This is a genomic window from Citrobacter sp. RHB35-C21 (genome assembly GCF_013816515.1).
Lineage (GTDB): Bacteria > Pseudomonadota > Gammaproteobacteria > Enterobacterales > Enterobacteriaceae > Citrobacter > Citrobacter braakii.
Map to the genome: position 1 here is coordinate 1,758,880 of NZ_CP057147.1, position 19,088 is coordinate 1,777,967.

The 19,088-nt window shown below is 52.5% G+C and carries 11 protein-coding genes and 1 pseudogene; 7 read left to right on the forward strand and 5 right to left on the reverse strand.

Annotated features, from left to right (window positions below; translation table 11 throughout):
• Nucleotides 1-53: 53 nt before the first annotated feature.
• The gene (gene atoC / locus HVZ39_RS08460; protein ID WP_181633463.1) at nucleotides 54-1,439 is read right to left on the reverse strand and encodes an acetoacetate metabolism transcriptional regulator AtoC; all 1,386 of its coding nucleotides are present in this window, start codon (nucleotides 1,437-1,439) and stop codon (nucleotides 54-56) included.
• Nucleotides 1,436-3,274, reverse strand: coding sequence for a two-component system sensor histidine kinase AtoS (gene atoS / locus HVZ39_RS08465; protein WP_142417550.1), 1,839 nt, complete (start codon nucleotides 3,272-3,274; stop codon nucleotides 1,436-1,438). The genes atoC and atoS overlap by 4 nt, the downstream gene beginning before the upstream one ends.
• A gap of 168 nt (nucleotides 3,275-3,442) precedes the next feature.
• Here atoS and rcsC point away from each other — a divergent pair, with 168 nt between their 5' ends.
• The gene (gene rcsC, locus HVZ39_RS08470) at nucleotides 3,443-6,289 is read left to right on the forward strand and encodes a two-component system sensor histidine kinase RcsC (RefSeq protein WP_181633464.1); all 2,847 of its coding nucleotides are present in this window, start codon (nucleotides 3,443-3,445) and stop codon (nucleotides 6,287-6,289) included.
• Between the two features lie 111 nt (nucleotides 6,290-6,400).
• Here rcsC and rcsB read toward each other — a convergent pair whose 3' ends face one another.
• Together rcsB and rcsD are read right to left on the reverse strand one after the other, a co-directional pair.
• A complete protein-coding gene (gene rcsB, locus HVZ39_RS08475) occupies nucleotides 6,401-7,051 on the reverse strand; it encodes a response regulator transcription factor RcsB (protein ID WP_003027592.1) in 651 nt (216 codons plus the stop codon).
• Nucleotides 7,052-7,067: 16 nt separating this feature from the next.
• On the reverse strand, nucleotides 7,068-9,737 hold the full coding sequence (rcsD, locus tag HVZ39_RS08480) for a phosphotransferase RcsD (RefSeq protein ID WP_181633465.1): 2,670 nt from the start codon (nucleotides 9,735-9,737) through the stop codon (nucleotides 7,068-7,070).
• Between the two features lie 738 nt (nucleotides 9,738-10,475).
• On the opposite strand from rcsD, the gene HVZ39_RS08485 reads away from it, so the two are divergent.
• From HVZ39_RS08485 to mgtE, 6 genes and pseudogenes are all read left to right on the forward strand, one after another.
• A complete protein-coding gene (locus HVZ39_RS08485; RefSeq protein ID WP_016157015.1) occupies nucleotides 10,476-11,600 on the forward strand; it encodes a porin OmpC in 1,125 nt (374 codons plus the stop codon).
• Nucleotides 11,601-11,715: 115 nt separating this feature from the next.
• Nucleotides 11,716-12,768: an FAD:protein FMN transferase ApbE gene (gene apbE / locus HVZ39_RS08490; RefSeq protein WP_016153786.1), complete on the forward strand. Its 1,053-nt coding sequence runs from the start codon at nucleotides 11,716-11,718 to the stop codon at nucleotides 12,766-12,768.
• Nucleotides 12,769-12,847: 79 nt separating this feature from the next.
• Nucleotides 12,848-13,912 (forward strand): bifunctional DNA-binding transcriptional regulator/O6-methylguanine-DNA methyltransferase Ada, encoded by a 1,065-nt coding sequence (gene ada / locus HVZ39_RS08495; RefSeq protein ID WP_181633466.1) that lies wholly within the window; start codon nucleotides 12,848-12,850, stop codon nucleotides 13,910-13,912.
• Nucleotides 13,912-14,602, forward strand: a pseudogene (alkB, locus tag HVZ39_RS08500) (DNA oxidative demethylase AlkB). Before ada ends, alkB begins: the two are co-directional and overlap by 1 nt.
• A gap of 35 nt (nucleotides 14,603-14,637) precedes the next feature.
• Entirely contained in the window at nucleotides 14,638-16,281 is a 1,644-nt protein-coding gene (locus HVZ39_RS08505) for a multidrug ABC transporter permease/ATP-binding protein (protein ID WP_016157011.1), read from the forward strand.
• Between the two features lie 105 nt (nucleotides 16,282-16,386).
• Nucleotides 16,387-17,823 carry a magnesium transporter gene (mgtE, locus tag HVZ39_RS08510; RefSeq protein ID WP_016153782.1) on the forward strand — a complete coding sequence of 479 codons (1,437 nt, stop codon included), beginning with the start codon at nucleotides 16,387-16,389 and terminating at the stop codon, nucleotides 17,821-17,823.
• On the opposite strand, the gene HVZ39_RS08515 is transcribed toward mgtE, so the two are convergent.
• Entirely contained in the window at nucleotides 17,786-19,033 is a 1,248-nt protein-coding gene (locus HVZ39_RS08515) for a SulP family inorganic anion transporter (protein WP_181633467.1), read from the reverse strand. The two genes, mgtE and HVZ39_RS08515, sit on opposite strands and share 38 nt — an antisense overlap.
• Nucleotides 19,034-19,088 lie beyond the last annotated feature (55 nt).

Below are 19,088 nucleotides of genomic sequence, written 5' to 3' on the forward strand. Positions count from 1 at the left end.
GGTTATGCAGAATTTTGCGCAGTGTGCAAAATTCTGCATAGCAAATTTGCGTATCAGGAACCCGATGGGTCGATGCCGTACTCTTGTAATTTATACATCAGAGCGCGACGGCTAATTCCCAGCATCAGCGCCGTGCGGGTGCGATTGCCGTCCTGATTGTCGAGGACTTCGAGGATAATTCGTTTTTCCTCACGCTTAATCTCTTCTTTCAGATTGCGTTCCCCGGAGTAAGTCGGTTTTGCCTCTGTTGTGGAGCTCACCGGGTTGCGCAACGGATCGGGGAGATCGTCGGCAAAGATCACCGCGCCGGTATTCATAACGACTGCACGTTCGATGACGTTTGACAGTTCGCGAATGTTACCGGGCCAGGGCCAGGCGGTGAGGATCGACATCGCCGTCGGGTCGATCTCGATAATATCCCGCTGATTTTCAGAGCTGAATTTTTGTAAAAAGTGGTTTGCTAATAAGGCAATATCTTCACGACGCTCGCGTAAGGGCGGCAAAGTCAGATGGATAACGTTGAGCCGGTAAAACAGGTCTTCGCGAAACGTTCCTTCCTTCACCATCGTTTGCAGACAGCGGTTGGTGGCGGCGACGATTCGAATGTCAACGCGAATGGTCTGGTGCCCGCCGATGCGTTCAAACTCCCTCTCCTGCAAAATGCGCAGCAGCTTGGCCTGCAGCACCAGCGGCATCTCGCCAATTTCATCAAGCAATAAAGTTCCCTGATGAGCGCGTTCGAACAATCCCTGGCGCAACGTCTGTGCCCCGGTAAACGCGCCTTTTTCGTGACCAAATAGCTCGCTTTCCAACAACGACTCCGGCAGGGCCGCGCAGTTAATTTTGATAAAGGGGCCATTGGCGCGTTTGCTGTTGTAGTGAATGGCGCGGGCGATCAGCTCTTTTCCTGTGCCGCTTTCACCGCTAATCAACACGTTTGCCTGGGAGAGGGCGATTTTCGCCGTGTCTTTACAGATATCCATCATACGCGGGCTGGTGGTCAAAATATGTCCCCACTGCCAGCTGGTGGTCAACGCTTTATGCAGATTGCGGATTTCCTGTTTCATCTCCTGCAGTTGCAATGCGCGTTGAATCACCATGCTTAGCTCGTCGAGATCAAAGGGCTTAATCACGTAGTCGAATGCGCCGCTACGTAAAGCTTCTACTGCGGTTTCTACTTCAGCGTAAGCGGTCATCAGAATGACGGGGATCCGTGGTTGCTGCGTGCGCATAACTTTCAGCGCGTCGATACCGTCCATCTCCGGCATGCGAATGTCCATCAGCACCACGTCTGGCTGCGTTTCGCTAAACAGGCTCAGCGCGGCTTTCCCGTCGCTGGCGCAATGTGTCTCATGCCCTTGCAGGGAAAATGCGGTGGCAAGCATACGGCGAACATTTTCTTCATCATCAGCGATGAGAATACGATAGGTCGTTTTCATTCTGACGGATTTCCCTGCGGGTTAAGAGGTAAAATCAGAGTGAATATCGCCCCGCAGCCAGGCTGGCTGGTTACGTGGATATCCCCCTGATGCGCGTTGATGATGCGCTGGCTCAGCGCCAGTCCAAGACCGGTGCCTGATGCTTTTGTCGTAAAAAAGGGATCGAATATTTTCTTCTGTATGGCGAGATCGATACCGTTGCCATTATCTTCAATCATCACGGCCTGTTGCGAGGCCGAGTATTGCCAGGTACGGATGCGAATTTCGCCTCGCGCAGCGATCGCCTGTACCGCATTGATTAAAATATTGAGGATCACCTGTTTGAGAAGCTCGCGATCGGCGACGATCGGCGGCAGGTTGGGATCTAATTCCGTTGTAAAGGCGATCCGTGCCTGCAGGCCAGCGGTTTGCACCAGGATTAGCGTCTCTTCAATGAGCGCATTGAGCCGAATCTGTTGCCACTGGCTTTGTCGTGGGCGAGAGAAATCTAACAGTTGTTGAATAACTTTATTGATGGAATCAATTTCATTCAGCACAACAGATAAATATTCCTGATGTTCCGGCAGCGAGGTTTGCTGGCGGATGATCTGGACGTAGCCACGAATTGCAGTCAGCGGGTTTCGCACTTCATGCGCGACGCCGGCCATCAGCTCACCCAGGGTGGCAAGCCTTTCGGTTTGCGCCAGTCGACGCTGGGTCTCTTTACGGGCGGTTAAATCGGAGAAAATAACCAGCGCGCCAATCAGCTCGCCGTGTGCGTTATGGATCCGACTGGTGGTTACACTGATCTCAATGGTGCGTTCTCGTCCTGGAAAGCTAATCTCCTGGGCCACATGTTCAGTACCGTGCTCAAGGGTGTCCAGTACCGGGCTATAAAACTGCGTATTGGCAAAGAGCGTCGCATAGGGCTGTCCGACCAGCTCATGCAGCGTGTAGCCCGTTATCTGTTCTGCCGCCGGGTTCATGGTGGTAACGTCGCCTTGCCTGTCGATGGCGATCACGCCATCTGCGGCATTTTCAATGATCAGATCGTTAAGGGTTTTGGTTTCCCGTAGCGTTTGTGCCAGCGCATTGACGCTACGGCTGATTTGTCCTAACTCGCCGGGGAGTTCAGGCAGTCGGGTAGGGGTTTTTTGTGCCAGCGTGGAAAGCCCATCGGTGATGATGTCGATATTCGCACTGAGTCGGCGTGAGAAGTGCACGATGAGCAGCAGGCTACAGATGAGCCCGGCAACCAGTACGGCAATAATCCTGACGTCCATTCTCCAGGCCTGCTGGCGGATATCTTCGGTGAGCTCATTGGCCCAGATATACCCAATAACCTCTCCCTGGCGCGCTATTGGGATCATCGAGTTGAGTATGTCGCCGCGAACCTGTCGCCCGGAATAGACCACAGGCGCGTTGCTACTCATCACTTCGCGTCCGGGATGATCCTCGGTGATGGTGATACCTACGTTGCCTTGGTAAAGCGCGGAGGGGGCGTAGGTGATAATGGCATCCAGCGCTTTGTGATAATACCCGGCGCCAATGCCGGGAAACGCTTGCGTAATGCGCTCGGTGATGGGGGCCAACTCTTGATTAAGCGCGCGAATGCGTGCTTCACGCGGCAAATTTGGGTAGTGACTAAAGCGGTCGCCCAGCGCATCGTTTAGCAGGGTTATCACCGATGACAGTTTTTTCTCTTTTTCAGATAAGACTGCTGAACGGCCTTCAGTTTCTACGATATAACCTATAGATATCGTCGGAATGATGACCATCAGGATGGCCATCATGATCATTTGGTTGCGTAATCGTCGTGGGTATAACCGACGAGCCAGCCATCTCAGGTCGCGCATTCTGACATCCGTGCAGTGTTTTTCAGGCAAACGACGATTATCACGGGTTAAGACAATGGTTTCAGAGCGGTGTATCATATTCCCGTAAAGAGAGGGCATTGCGACGCCGGACATTTACCGCTACCTTAACCACACTCTATTAATGCCCTGAGGCGGAGCTTCGCCCCTTTGAAATACCTTGCTTCCGTTCATTCAACGCTAAAAGTCTCACGCTATCTGTTCAGGGCGTTGGCGCTCCTGATCTGGGGGCTAATCGCATTTGCCTCCGTTTTCTACATCGTGAATGCGCTGCACCAGAGAGAGTCCGAGATTCACCAGGAGCTTAACCTCAGTTCCGATCAGGCCCAACGTTACATTCAGCGCACTTCTGATGTGATTAAGGAGCTGAAATATATCGCTGAGAATCGCTTAACGGCGGAAAACGGCGTGATGTCGTTGCGGGCGCGGGATGATAAAACCGCCGTGCCAAACTTCGAGCCGCTGTTTGCCGACTCCGACTGCTCGGTGATGGGCAACGCCTGGCGAGGTTCGCTGGAATCGCTGGCGTGGTTTATGCGCTACTGGCGGGATAACTTTTCCGCGGCCTATGATTTGAATCGTGTGTTCCTGATCGGCAGCGACAACCTTTGCATGGCCAATTTCGGTCTGCGTGATATGCCTGTCGAACGTGACGGGGCGTTGAAGGCGCTGCATGAGCGCATTATTAAGTATCGCAATGCACCGCAGGACGAAAACGGTAATAACCTGTTCTGGATTAGCCAGGGGCCGCGGCCGGGGATAGGCTATTTCTATGCGCTGACGCCGGTTTATCTCGCTAATCGCCTGCAGGCGCTGTTGGGTGTGGAACAGCCTATCCGCATGGAGAACTTTTTCACGCCGGGCAGTTTGCCGATGGGAGTGACCATCCTTGATGAAAATGGTCATGCGCTGATTTCGCTCACCGGCCCCGAGGGGAATATTAAGGCTGAACCTCGCTGGATGCAGGAGCGCTCCTGGTTTGGCTATACGTCGGGTTTTCACGAACTGGTGCTGAAGAAAAACCTGCCCCCGTCATCGCTAAGCATTGTTTATTCAGTACCGGTCGATCTGGTGCTGGAGCGGATCCGCATGATGATCCTGAACGCTATTCTGCTGAATGTGCTGGTTGGCGCGGCGTTATTTATGCTTACGCGCATGTATGAGCGGCGCATTTTTATTCCTGCGGAAAGCGATGCCCAGCGTCTGGAAGAGCACGAGCAGTTTAACCGTAAAATCGTGGCTTCCGCGCCGGTTGGGATTTGTATTCTGCGTACGATAGATGGCATTAACATCCTGAGTAATGAGCTGGCGCACACCTATCTCAACATGCTAACGCATGAAGACCGGCAACGGTTAACGCAAATTATCTGCGGCCAGCAGGTCAATTTTGTTGATGTGCTGACCAGCAACAATACCAATCTGCAAATCAGCTTTGTGCACTCGCGCTATCGTAATGAAAACGTGGCAATTTGTGTGCTGGTTGACATCAGCGCGCGCGTTAAAATGGAAGAGTCGTTGCAGGAGATGGCGCAGGCGGCGGAGCAGGCGAGCCAGTCCAAATCGATGTTCCTTGCGACGGTAAGCCACGAGCTGCGTACGCCGCTGTATGGCATTATCGGTAACCTTGATTTGTTGCAAACCAAAGAGTTACCCAACGGAGTAGATCGCCTGGTGACGGCGATGAACAACTCTTCCAGCCTGCTGTTGAAGATTATCAGCGATATTCTCGATTTCTCGAAAATTGAATCTGAACAGCTGAAGATTGAACCGCGCGAGTTTTCACCGCGTGAAGTAATGAATCATATTACGGCTAACTATCTGCCGCTGGTGGTTCGCAAACAGCTGGGGTTGTACTGCTTTATCGAGCCGAATGTACCGGTGGCGCTCAATGGTGATCCGATGCGTTTGCAGCAGGTGATTTCCAATCTGCTGAGTAATGCTATCAAGTTTACCGATACCGGCTGCATTGTGCTGCACGTGCAGTGTAACGAAGACTATCTCAGTATTCGCGTGCGTGATACCGGGGTTGGGATCCCTGCCAAAGAGGTCGTCCGCTTGTTCGATCCTTTCTTCCAGGTGGGAACCGGCGTACAGCGTAATTTCCAGGGAACCGGGCTTGGTTTGGCTATCTGTGAAAAACTGATCAGCATGATGGATGGGGATATTTCCGTCGATTCTGAACCGGGAATGGGTAGCCAGTTTATGCTGCGTATTCCGCTTTATGGCGCGCAGTACCCGCTGAAAAAAGGTATCGAAGGGCTTGTCGGCAAACGTTGCTGGCTGGCGGTGCGTAACGCGTCGCTGTACCAGTTTATTGAATCCAGTCTGGCGCGTAACGGGATGACGGTGCAGTGCTATGAGGGACAGCAACCGGATGCGGATGACCTGCTGATTGCCGACGATGTGCTGGAGCAGGCGTGGCAGGGACGCGCCGCGGTGATTTTCTGCCGTCGTCATATCGGTATTCCGCTGGAAAGGGTGCCCGGGGAGTGGGTGCACAGCGTGGCATCGCCTCACGAACTGCCCGCGCTGTTGGCGCATATCTACAGCCTTGAGCTGAGCAGTGAAGAGCTTTCAACGGCGTTGCCAGCCCCGGATAAAGTTGCTGCAACTAACGATGACATGATGATTCTGGTGGTCGACGATCATCCTATCAACAGGCGTTTACTGGCCGATCAGTTGGGATCGTTGGGATATCAGTGTAAAACCGCGAATGACGGCGTGGACGCACTCAATGTACTGAGTAAAAACCATATCGACATCGTGCTGAGCGACGTTAACATGCCGAATATGGATGGTTATCGTCTGACCCAGCGTATTCGCCAGTTAGGATTAACCCTGCCGGTTGTCGGCGTGACGGCCAACGCGCTGGCTGAAGAGAAGCAGCGTTGTCTGGAGTCAGGTATGGATAGCTGTCTGTCTAAGCCGGTGACGTTAGATGTATTGAAGCAAACGCTGACGGTCTATGCGGAAAGAGTGAGAAAGGCGCGGGAATAAAAGAGGCCGGATGGGGCGTTTGCCTTATCCGGCCTACGTAACACGCACAACATCGTGTCATTCGTAGGCCTGATAAACGCCGTGCCATCAGGCACGTCGATGTTAAAAGAATTACTCTTTGTCTGAAGGACTCAGCGTGACGGAAGAAAGGTAATTCAACAGGGCGATATCGTTTTCCACACCGAGTTTCATCATTGCCGACTTTTTCTGGCTGCTGATGGTTTTAATACTGCGGTTGAGTTTTTTCGCGATTTCAGTAACCAAGAAACCTTCGGCAAACAGGCGCAGAACTTCGCTCTCTTTCGGTGACAGACGTTTGTCGCCGTAACCGCTGGCGCTGATTTTTTCCAGCAGACGAGAAACGCTTTCCGGGGTGAATTTCTTACCCTTCTGCAGCGCGGCAAGCGCTTTCGGCAGATCTGTTGGCGCGCCTTGCTTCAGGACAATTCCTTCAATATCGAGATCCAGTACCGCGCTCAGGATTGCCGGGTTGTTGTTCATGGTGAGAACAATAATCGACAGGCTCGGGAAATGGCGCTTGATATACTTAATTAACGTGATCCCGTCACCGTATTTATCTCCCGGCATGGAGAGGTCGGTAATCAACACATGAGCATCTAACTTAGGCAAATTGTTGATCAGTGCAGTGGAGTCTTCAAATTCGCCGACAACGTTTACCCACTCGATTTGCTCAAGTGATTTACGAATACCGAACAGTACAATCGGGTGGTCATCGGCAATAATTACGTTCATAGTGTTCATGTATTGGGCTACCTTGCTACAGCAAGCTCTTGACGTAATCGTCAATGTCGCTGATGTATTTTTCTATACCTGGAGCATCTTTCTCTTGAATAAGATGTTCCAGCGCTTCACATAACTGCTTGCCGGGTACCAGATTAAGCATGGCAAACACGCCTTTCAGGCGATGGGCCGTTTGGGCTAACGCAGCGAAATCGCTGGTTGCTGCCTCAGTATACAACCTCTTAACATCATCCGGTACTGTGTCTACAAAGAGTGCATAGTAACCACTGGCATGAAGTTCGGCGTTTTCATCTCCGCCGAGGGGGAGTTCCTGGATCTCTTCTTGTGCCAGCTGCTCTTCTATCAGCTCGAGGACAGCTTCCTGCATAGCATTGCTCATATTAAAGTTGACGCGCAGCTGACCAGGGCCAATTTTCCGCACGCCAGACTCATCATCGCTTAAAAGAAGGCCTGAGGCAGTAAGATTAGACGGATTATCTGTTAAAAAGAGATCATATTCTTGACTATTCAACCGCTCATCAGGCGTGATGCAGGTTGCTCCCCAGTTCTCCAGTTGGCGTAATACGATGCTGCGTACGTCATTAGAGGTGACATCAACCATTATGCAGACGTCATCTAACAAACGCTCTTCACTTTCAGCATGTTGATCGTGCAGCGGCATTTTAACATGGACTATATAACGTGTTCCAAGTTCTTCCCGCGCTTTAATGTTCAGGTGTCCACCTAGCTTGCGGGCGAGCTGATCGCATAACCAGAACGTCAGCGGGTTGGCCTTGCTATAGCGATCGTCCTGGGTGTCATTGATGAACGGGAAGTGCAGGTTATCAACTTCATTCAACGTGACACCTTGCCCGGTATCCAGAATGCGGAAGGTCAGGCGTTCAGTCTCCGATTCATCCTGGTCGACTTCCAGCGTGATTTTGCCAATTTGCGTAGTGGTTACCGCATATTGGATCAGCAACAGCAAAATACGGCGCAGGGCATCGCGGTCGCCGCGGCGTTCATCATGGGCGCTAAGGTGATTTTTAATCAGTAGCTGCAGCCCTTTACGTTTAATGGCTGGCAGAACCTCCGGAACCACGTCATCAATTAACGACTGCACGGAAAACAGCGTCGATTCACTTTTCCAGGCGTCGCTTTCCAGCAGGTTGGCCAACTGGATTTCATCTACCATACGCACCAGAACGTCTGCCTGATTGGCCAGTTTCTGGCTGTCCGGGCTATTCAGTGCGGCAGCATTAGCGGCAAGTGTTTTCGCCGGGTCTTTCAGTGCGCTGCCGATATTCTGCATAAAGGCCGCCCGGGCCTGCTGGTTTTTCTCATACAGTCGCTGCGCTTGCTTCAGCTTCTTATTAACCAGCACTTCGCGGTCCTGGTCACGAATAATAAAGATCTGCGTTCTCGATGAGATCTGGCTGCGGAACAGCCGGATCTCATACAGCTCATTATTGATGGTGGCCTGAATCACCCCCTGATGCTGCTCCGCCATACTGGTAATGTTTTGCAAATTTAAATGCGGTAACAGGTGGTCGGCAATTTTATTGCTGATAACCGTGCGGTTTGCTTCTTGATCGTGCACCAGCAAGCCCAGAGGCAGCAGGGACACAATCTCTTCATTGATGGCGCGCAGAACACGCAGTTCATTATTTGCCGCAAGGTTTGGTACCACTTCGGTGGAACGGGCAGGGAGGTGGCGAAAGGTGGTATAGCCAAACAGCGCCAGGGCCAACAAAGCAATGTTGAGTAACAGCGGCAGCAGAATGCTTTGCAAGGTGTCGAGCAGCAATGAGCCAAACGGAACCTGCCACACCAGCCGCATATCCGTTGAGTTTAGCGCCGAAGAGATCTCAATTTTACTGTTGTTGAAATTAATGCTGACGCTGTCAGGCGACTCTTTTTCATTCAGATGCTCGGTTGTTGACGTGGCATCTGGAACCAGATGGAAGCTGTCCAGCGGCATGCCGGGTGGGATCAAGTCATTAATCGGCAGGTCAAAGGCGACAACCGTTGCCAGATGTCCAGGCTGATTAAAGGTCGTGCGTAGCGTGAAGTAATGCCCGTTCTGCCACGCCAGACGGCGCAGTGAAGAGAAGCTTTCACGTTCATCCAGCGCATTGGCCTGTTGTAACATTTCCGCGCGCCGTGAATCGACAATATTACCAATCGTCGACTCTTTAAAACCGGAAGTCAGATCTTTTAGCGGCAACGTTGAGATAAGGATCAGGCTATTGTCCTGACCATTCAGGTAATACATAGACCACGGAACATTTTCCGCGCCCCACAGCGTATCAAGATAGGTTGAGATGCGTTGGGTCATCTCCAGCGTAGAACTGTCATGGGAACCGAAAATCAGCGCCTCGGTCTTTCTGCGCGGTTTCTCAAGATAATAGACGTCTTGTTTCAGACGCGTTTCCTGCAGTCCTTCTGCACCAGGTGAACTGGCCGTAGCGGCAATATTGTCATAGATTTGCCAGGTCACGTATCGCCAGGTATCGACCCTTTTATGAATGGCATGGGTGATATCGACAATCTGATAGCTCTTATCCTTTAACCAGGTGTTGACGGCGCTCTGGACCATAACGCCCATCATCACCAACAGCACAACGATCAGTAATAAGAAGAAACGGGTAATACTTCCCGGTAGCAGGGAGAATCGGGTAGAAGCCGTTGTGTCAGACTGACTCATTCGTGTTTATGACCTGTTAAACGACGCGAAAGATGATGGGGCAGTATAAAGGGTAATATATGAATTGCCACACTTACACCACGCCGGATGGCCCGCATTTTTTACGCTCCATTCTGTTGCAGCCATCACAATGCAAAGGTGTACAGTGGATAAAGGTGGGTACAAATATTTGTACGGAATGTATACATTTAGCATTAAATAACAAGAAATTATTAATCAGATTTATATCTGAATACGACGCAATGAGATAGTTAATAGTTGTTATAGTTTTGCATCGGTAGCACAGAACGGTAAGTTTTGTGTAAAGAAGGGTAAAAAAAAACCGAACGCGAAGCATTCGGTTGAAATAGGGGTAAACAGACATTCATGAATGAATGACGGTAATAAATAAAGTTAATGATGATAGCGGGTCTATTTTAGTTGCGAGTGAAGATTTTGTTTTGTCATTCAGTGCTATAACTATTTTCAAGGTAACCTATTGATTTTAAATTTAATTAAAATAGTTCTTGATTATTTGTGCTTATTTTTCCTGTTTTTTGATTTTAAAAAAGTTCCCTCGTATTAATATTTTGAAACACCTATGCCGATAAATGAAACACCTTAAAAGTTTTAGTATCATATTCGTGTTGGATTATTCTGTGTTTTTGCGGAGAATGAAGTTGCCGACTGGTTAATGACCTTAATCAGTATGCAGTGGCATAAAAAAGCAATAAAGGCATATAACAGAGGGTTAATAACATGAAAGTTAAAGTACTGTCCCTCCTGGTACCAGCACTGCTGGTAGCAGGCGCAGCAAATGCGGCTGAAATTTATAACAAAGACGGCAACAAATTAGACCTGTACGGTAAAGTAGACGGTCTGCACTATTTCTCCGATAACAAAGGTGATGATGGTGATAAGACTTACATGCGTATTGGCTTCAAAGGCGAAACCCAGGTTAACGACCAACTGACCGGTTACGGCCAGTGGGAATACCAGATTCAAGGCAACCAGAGTGAATCCAGCAACGACGCCTGGACGCGTGTGGCATTCGCAGGCCTGAAATTCGCTGATGCAGGTTCTTTCGACTACGGTCGTAACTACGGTGTAACTTATGATGTAACGTCCTGGACCGACGTCCTGCCAGAATTCGGCGGTGACACCTACGGTGCGGACAACTTCATGCAGCAGCGTGGTAACGGTTATGCGACCTACCGTAATACAGATTTCTTTGGCCTGGTTGATGGTCTGAACTTTGCCCTGCAGTACCAGGGTAAAAACGGCAGCGTAAGCGGTGAAAACGAAGGTGGTCGTAGCCTGCTGACCCAGAATGGCGATGGTTATGGCGGCTCTCTGACTTACGATCTCGGCTCTGGCTTTGGTATCGGTGGTGCGATCACTACCTCTAAACGTACCGCTGATCAGAATGCTCTTGGCGTGTACGGTAACGGTGACCGTGCAACGGTTTATACCGGTGGTCTGAAATACGACGCTAACAACGTTTACCTGGCTGCACAGTACTCCCAGTCCTATAACGCAACCCGTTTCGGTACCTCTAACGGTAGCAACCGGACTGCTGCATATGGCTTCGCAGATAAAGCACAGAACTTTGAAGTTGTGGCACAGTACCAGTTCGATTTCGGTCTGCGTCCTTCCGTGGCTTACCTGCAGTCAAAAGGCAAAGACATCAGCAATGGCTTCACCAACTACGGTGACCAGGATATCGTGAAATATGTTGATGTTGGCGCGACTTACTACTTCAACAAAAACATGTCTACCTATGTTGATTACAAAATCAACCTGCTGGATGACAATGCGTTTACCCAGGCAGCAGGTATTGCTACCGATGATATCGTAGCGCTGGGTCTGGTTTACCAGTTCTAATCTGCGCTCATGTCGTTAAAAGGCCCTGCGGGGCCTTTTTTAATGCCGTTTTTTCGTCGTACAAACAACGATTTTTGGTGTACTCTTGCGCCCGTTCGCATGAGGATAATTACGTATGGAAGTGAATTTCTATCGCGCAGCACTACTGGCTGTGACGATCTTTTTTGTCGGGTGCGATGAAGCCCCGAAACCTGCCCAGACCACACAACCTGCCACCGTTCTGGAAGGTAAAACCATGGGCACTTTCTGGCGGGTTAGTGCGGTGGGCGTAGATGCCAAACGCGCCGGGGAACTGCAGGCGAAGATCCAGGCTCAGCTGGATGCCGACGATCAGCTTCTCTCTACCTATAAAAATGATTCTGCGTTAATGCGCTTTAACCTGTCGAAAAGCCTGTCGCCATGGCCGGTTAATGATGCTATGGCCGATATCGTGACTTCGGCGTTACGCATTGGCGCAAAAACCGGTGGGGCCATGGATATTACCGTGGGTCCGTTGGTCAATCTGTGGGGCTTTGGCCCGGATCAGCAACCGGTGCATATTCCTACGCAGGCGCAAATTGACGCCGCAAAAGCGCAAACCGGGCTTTCACATCTGAAGGTTGTTAATGAGGCGCATCGGAACTACCTGCAAAAAGATTTGCCCGAGCTGTACGTGGATCTCTCGACCGTTGGCGAAGGTTATGCCGCCGATCATCTGGCACGATTAATGGAGCAGGAAGGGATCGCCCGTTATCTGGTATCCGTTGGTGGAGCATTGAACAGCCGCGGTATGAATGCAGACGGGCTTTCGTGGCGAGTCGCGATTCAGAAACCGACCGATCGCGAAAACGCGGTGCAGGCGATTGTCGACATTAACGGGCATGGCATTAGCACCTCCGGCAGCTACCGTAACTATTATGAGCTGGATGGTAAGCGCCTTTCCCATGTTATTGATCCGCAAACCGGTCGTCCGATTGAACACAACCTGGTGTCTGTAACGGTAATCGCACCAACGGCGCTGGAGGCTGACGGCTGGGATACCGGATTGATGGTTCTCGGCCCGGAAAAGGCCAAAGAGGTTGTGCGTCGTGAAGGACTCGCGGTCTATATGATTATAAAAGAGGGCGAGGGGTTTAAAACCTGGATGTCGCCGCAGTTTAAAAGCTTCCTGCTCAGCGAAAAAAATTAAAAAGCAAGATTGCGGGTTTTTGTATCCGGCTATGGGGACACTCTGAGGCTAAGCGCTATGCTTAACAAAGGAGTCCATAATGAAAAATCGTTTACACATAACTGATGATGACCGCTGGCAGTCCGTTGTGGATCGTGACGCTGACGCTGACGGTCAGTTTGTTTTCGCCGTCCAGACTACCGGCATTTTCTGCCGTCCGTCCTGTCGGGCGAAACATGCGCTGCGCAAAAATGTCAGTTTCTTTGCCGATGCCCGGCAGGCGCTGGCCGCCGGTTTTCGTCCCTGTAAACGTTGTCAGCCGGATAAAGACAGCGCCCACCAGCATCGGCTGGAGAAAATAGCCCACGCCTGCCAGTTACTGGAGCAGGAATCTCCCCTCACGCTGGACGAGCTGGCGCAGCAGGTGGCGATGAGCCCGTATCACTTACATCGCCTGTTCAAAGCCACAACGGGCATGACCCCCAAAGCGTGGCAGCAGTCCTGGCGCGCCCGCCGTCTGCGCGATGCGCTGGCGAAAGGCGTTCCGGTAACGCAGGCAATTCTCAACGCCGGATTTCCCGACAGCAGCAGCTACTACCGAAAAGCGGATCAGACGTTAGGCATGACCGCAAAGCAATTTCGTAAAGGTGGTGACAACGTTTCTGTACGCTATACCCTGGCAGATTGCACTCTGGGTCGCTGTCTGGTGGCGGAAAGCGAACGTGGTATCTGCGCGATCTTACTAGGTGATGATGACGCTACGTTGGTTGCGGATCTGCATGAGCTGTTCCCCGCCGCTCAGGATGTGCCAGCAGATGCCGATTTTCAGCAGCGCGTGCGCGAAGTGATCGCCGCAATCAATGCGCGTGACGCGCCGTTATCGCTGCCGCTGGATATCCGGGGAACCGCATTTCAGCAGCAGGTGTGGCAGGCGTTGCGCGCAATTCCGTGCGGCGAAACGATGAGCTACCAGCAACTGGCCAGCGCCATTGGCAAACCGAAGGCGGTGCGTGCGGTGGCCAGCGCCTGTGGGGCGAATAAACTGGCAATCGTCATCCCGTGTCACCGGGTGATCCGCGGCGATGGCGCGCTTTCGGGCTACCGGTGGGGCATTGCGCGCAAAGCACAGTTACTGCAACGTGAAACGACTGACGAGGAAACATAATGCTCGATCTCTTTGCGGATGCGAAACCCTGGCAGGAGCCGCTGGCGTCAGGCGCGGTTATTCTGCGACGCTTCGCTTTTGACTGCGCACCGTCTCTGCTGCAGGCGATAGCGGCTATCGCCAGACAGTCGCCGTTTCGCCAGATGGTGACGCCCGGCGGCTACACGATGTCGGTGGCAATGACCAACTGTGGTCGTCTGGGCTGGACGACCGATCAACATGGTTACCTTTATTCTCCTTTTGATCCGCTAACCGGCGCGCACTGGCCGCCGCTGCCGGATGCATTCGCTGACCTGTGCCAACAGGCAGCGACGGCGGCGGGCTATGCTGATTTTCAACCCGATGCCTGTCTGATTAACCGCTACACGCCTGGGGCAAAACTGTCCTTACATCAGGATAAAGACGAGCCCGACCTGCGGGCGCCGATTGTCTCGGTGTCGCTAGGATTGCCTGCCATCTTTCAATTTGGCGGCTTGCGCCGTAATGACCCCTTAAAGCGTTTGCTGCTGGAACATGGCGATGTGGTGGTGTGGGGCGGTACTTCGCGGCTGTTTTATCATGGGATCCAGCCGCTTAAGACGGGGTATCATCCGTTGACCGGAGACTGTCGCTACAATCTGACGTTTCGTCAGGCGGGTAAAAAAGAATAAAAATAAGAATTATTATTGCTGTCAGCGAAGAGATGTTTAAACTGCGGGCTGTTATTACTTGTCCGGGTTGTTCGCATGGAACTTTTACTTCTTGTCTGGCGGCAGTATCGCTGGCCATTTATCAGCGTCATGGCGCTCAGCCTCGCCAGCGCTGCGTTGGGGATTGGGCTGATTGCGTTTATCAACCAGCGTCTGATTGAAACGGTCGACACCACGCTGATGGTGCTGCCGGAGTTTCTTGGCCTGTTGCTGCTATTGATGGTTGTCACTCTCGGCTCTCAGCTGGCGTTGACCACGCTCGGCCACCACTTTGTCTACCGTCTGCGTAGCGAATTTATCAAACGTATTCTGGATACCCACGTCGAGCGTATTGAACAGCTTGGCAGCGCCTCATTGCTGGCCGGTTTAACCAGCGACATTCGCAACATCACCATCGCCTTTGTTCGTCTGCCTGAGCTGGTGCAGGGGATTATCCTGACCATCGGATCGGCGGCGTATCTGGCGATGCTGTCGACCAAAATGCTGCTGGTGACGGCAATCTGGATGGCAATCACCATCTGGGGGGGATTTGTACTGGTGGCGCGGGTGTATAAGCACATGGCTACCCTGCGCGAAACCGAAGACAAGTTGTACAACGATTATCAGACGGTGCTGGAAGGGCGCAAAGAGCTGACGCTCAACCGCGAGCGCGCCGAGCATATCTTTAATCAGATGTACGTCCCGGATGCCAAAGAGTACCGTCACCATATTATTCGCGCCGATACCTTCCACCTGAGCGCGGTCAACTGGTCAAACATTATGATGCTGGGCGCCATTGGCCTGGTGTTCTGGATGGCGAATAGTCTGGGCTGGGCGGATACCGCCGTGGCGGCGACTTACTCACTGACGCTGTTATTCCTGCGTACGCCGCTGCTCTCTGCCGTTGGCGCGCTACCGACCCTGCTCACTGCGCAGGTGGCTTTCAACAAGCTGAATAAATTCGCACTGGCACCTTTTAAGGCCGAATTCCCGCGCCCAACCGCCTTTCCAAACTGGCAAACGCTGGAACTGCGTAACGTGGTTTTCCACTATCAGGATAATGCCTTTTCCGTAGGGCCGGTCAATCTGACGATTCATCGCGGTGAACTGATCTTCTTGATTGGCGGCAACGGCAGCGGGAAATCTACGCTGGCGATGTTACTGACCGGGCTATACCAGCCGCAGTCAGGTGAAATTTTGCTTGATGGTAAGGCCGTGGCCGTTGAAAAGCCGGAAGATTATCGCAAGCTGTTTTCCGCCGTGTTTACCGACGTCTGGCTGTTCGACAAACTGCTGGGGCCGGAAGGTAAAGAAGCCAATCCGCAGCTGGTAGCGAAGTGGCTGGAACATCTGAAGATGGGTCACAAGCTGGAGATGAATGATGGTCGCATCCTCAATCTGAAGCTGTCGAAAGGGCAGAAGAAACGCGTGGCGCTGCTGCTGGCTCTGGCGGAGGAGCGCGACATCATTCTGCTGGATGAATGGGCTGCCGATCAGGATCCCCATTTCCGTCGTGAGTTCTATCAGGTCCTGTTACCGCTGATGCAAGAAATGGGTAAAACTATCTTCGCCATTAGCCATGACGATCACTATTTTATTCACGCCGATCGTCTGCTGGAAATGCGTAACGGACAGTTGAGTGAACTGCTGGGCGATGAGCGTGATGCCGCCTCGCGTGACGCGGTGGCTCGCACCGCATGATCCCACATGCCGCCGGTTTTTTATCCACCCGGCGGCACTGTTTATTGTTATTTACATAAATCGGCATCATGATTAATGATATTTCATATCATGGATTTATGATTAATGCCTGTAACAAACAAAAACAGCGCCAGACTGCGTGATGAAGAGCGTGCGCGTCTTATCTGGCTGCTGACCACTGATAAAGCCGTTGTTTCAACGCTATTGGGCAAGCTTACCCTGGCTGAGCAATATGACGTCGGCACGTTAGCCGACGATATTGCTGAGGTAGGGGCGCTGGTCGCCCACCTGCCGCCGCCCGATCTGGCGGATACCCTCGAAGCATTACCTTCTGAAGAGCGTCACGCCCTCTGGCGACTGGTCGAAAGTGAAAAGCGCGGTAACGTCCTGCTTGAGGCGTCTGAAAACGTCTGGGACGACCTGATCGATGAGATGAGCGATCGTGAGCTGCTGGATGCGTTGCAATACCTTGATATCGACGAACAGATTTATCTGGTTCAGCATCTCCCTCGTAACCTCACGGGTCGACTGTTGGCGACGTTACCGGCCGAGGAGCGGGCGCGCGTCCGCCAGGTGCTGCACTACGAGAAGAATCGCGTCGGTGCGATTATGGAGTTCGAAGTTATCACCGTGCGTCCGGACGTGACGCTGGAAGTGGTGCAACGCTACCTGCGGCGGCTGGGAAAAATGCCGGAGAACACCGATAAACTCTTCGTGACCGACCGCAATAAAGTGCTGGTCGGGGAACTGACGCTCACCTGTATTCTGCTCAATGACGTGCAGCGAAAAGTCAGCGAGGTGATGGAAGATGATCCGCTCACCTTTTCTCCGGAAGATATCGCCGAACACGCCGCGCGAACCTTTGAACGTGACGACCTGGTCAGTGCCGCGGTCGTTGACTCTTCAGGTAAACTGATGGGCCGTTTAACCATCGATGAGATCGTCGATGTGGTCTATGAAGAAACCGATACCGATCTGCGTCGAATGGGCGGCTTAAGCGCCGGAGAGGATGTGTTTGCCCCCGTCACGAAAGCGGTAAAAACCCGCTGGGCGTGGTTGGCCGTTAACCTTTGTACCGCCTTTATTGCTTCGCGAGTGATCGACGGCTTTGAACATACAATTTCGCAACTGGTCGCGCTGGCCTCGCTGATGCCGATTGTGGCGGGGATCGGCGGCAACACCGGGAATCAAACCATCACCATGATTGTTCGCGCGCTGGCGCTACAAAATATTCAGCCGGGAAACCTGACGTTTTTAATCCTGCGCGAAATGGGCGTGGCGTTGATTAATGGCCTCGTGTGGGGCGGAATTATGGGCGGCATTACCTGGTGGCTGTACGATGACATGGCGCTCGGCGGCGTGATGACCCTGGCGATGATGCTCAATTTGCTGATGGCGGCGTTGATGGGCGTTATTATTCCGATGACGATGGTGAAGCTCGGGCGCGACCCGGCGGTCGGCTCGAGCGTCATGATTACGGCAATCACCGATACCGGTGGTTTCTTTATTTTTCTCGGTCTGGCAACGCTGTTTCTGATGTAGCCGCACGTTTGCCTCTGACGATACGCGGCAGAATGAGCATCGTCATCACCCCGGCAACCACGCCAAGCGCCAGGTTGCCGGTTGACACCGTTGCCGCGACGGTCATTAGCATCACCAGCGTTTCAGTAACGGGGAATTGCCGCAGCGTAGCGGGCTGGATGCTGTGCCAACTGAAGGTTTTCACCGCCACAATCACCATAATTCCCGCCAGCACCGACATGGGGATTTTCGCCATTACTTCGCTTAACGCAGTGACCAGCAACAACAGCACCAGCCCGGCGGCGACCGTCGAGACGCGGCTGCGTCCTTTGCCCATCTCGACGTTAACGATGGTTTGACCAATCATCGCACACCCGGCGATGCCGCCATAAAAACCGGCCAGAATATTGGCTATCCCCAGCCCGGCGCTCTCGCGATTCTTATTCGACGGCGTAACCGTCAGGTCATCCACCAGACGGGCGGTTAACAGCGACTCCATTAATCCGACAAAAGCGATGCTCAGCGCGCAGGGCCAGATAATCGCCAGCGTTTGCAGGTTGAGCGGTACCAATAACTGCGTGAATCCCGGCAGGCCGCCGCGCATTGAACCTTCGTCACCGACGGTCGGTAATAGTTGTCCGCTGGTGACAGTGAACACCGTCAGCAGCACGATGGCGATAAGCGGCGCGGGGATCGCTTTAATAAACCGCGGAACCCACAGCACAATCAACAGGGTCAGGACAAACAGCCCCCAGATTAGCGGGCTTTTACCCCAGAAATGCGGGACCTGGGCAAAGAAAATCAAAATACCCAGCGCGTTCACAAAACCGGTCATGACGGCTGTAGGAATGAATCGCATCAGACGTGCCATCCCCAATATGCCAAACAGGATCTGAATAATCCCGGCCAGCACCACCGCAGGCAGGATGTACTGGACGCCGTGTTGATGCACCATCGGGCCAATCACCAGCGCGACCGATCCTGCCGCTGCGGTAACCATTGCCGGACGGCCACCTAAAAATGACATTGCCAGGCACAGTACGACTGAGGCTATCAGGCTGACTTTAGGATCGACGCCGGCGATAACGGAAAAAGAGATCACTTCCGGGATCAGCGCCAGGGCGGTTACCACACCGGCCAGCGTTTCGCGAACCAGTAAACGGGGTTGGCGCAGCACTGTGCGGGTCGCGTGTTCCGCTACTGCGACAGAGGAGGGTTGAGTTGCAAACATCGTTACTCTTAGGTCAAAAATGGCCCGGTACAGCAGACCGACAGGCATCCGTGCG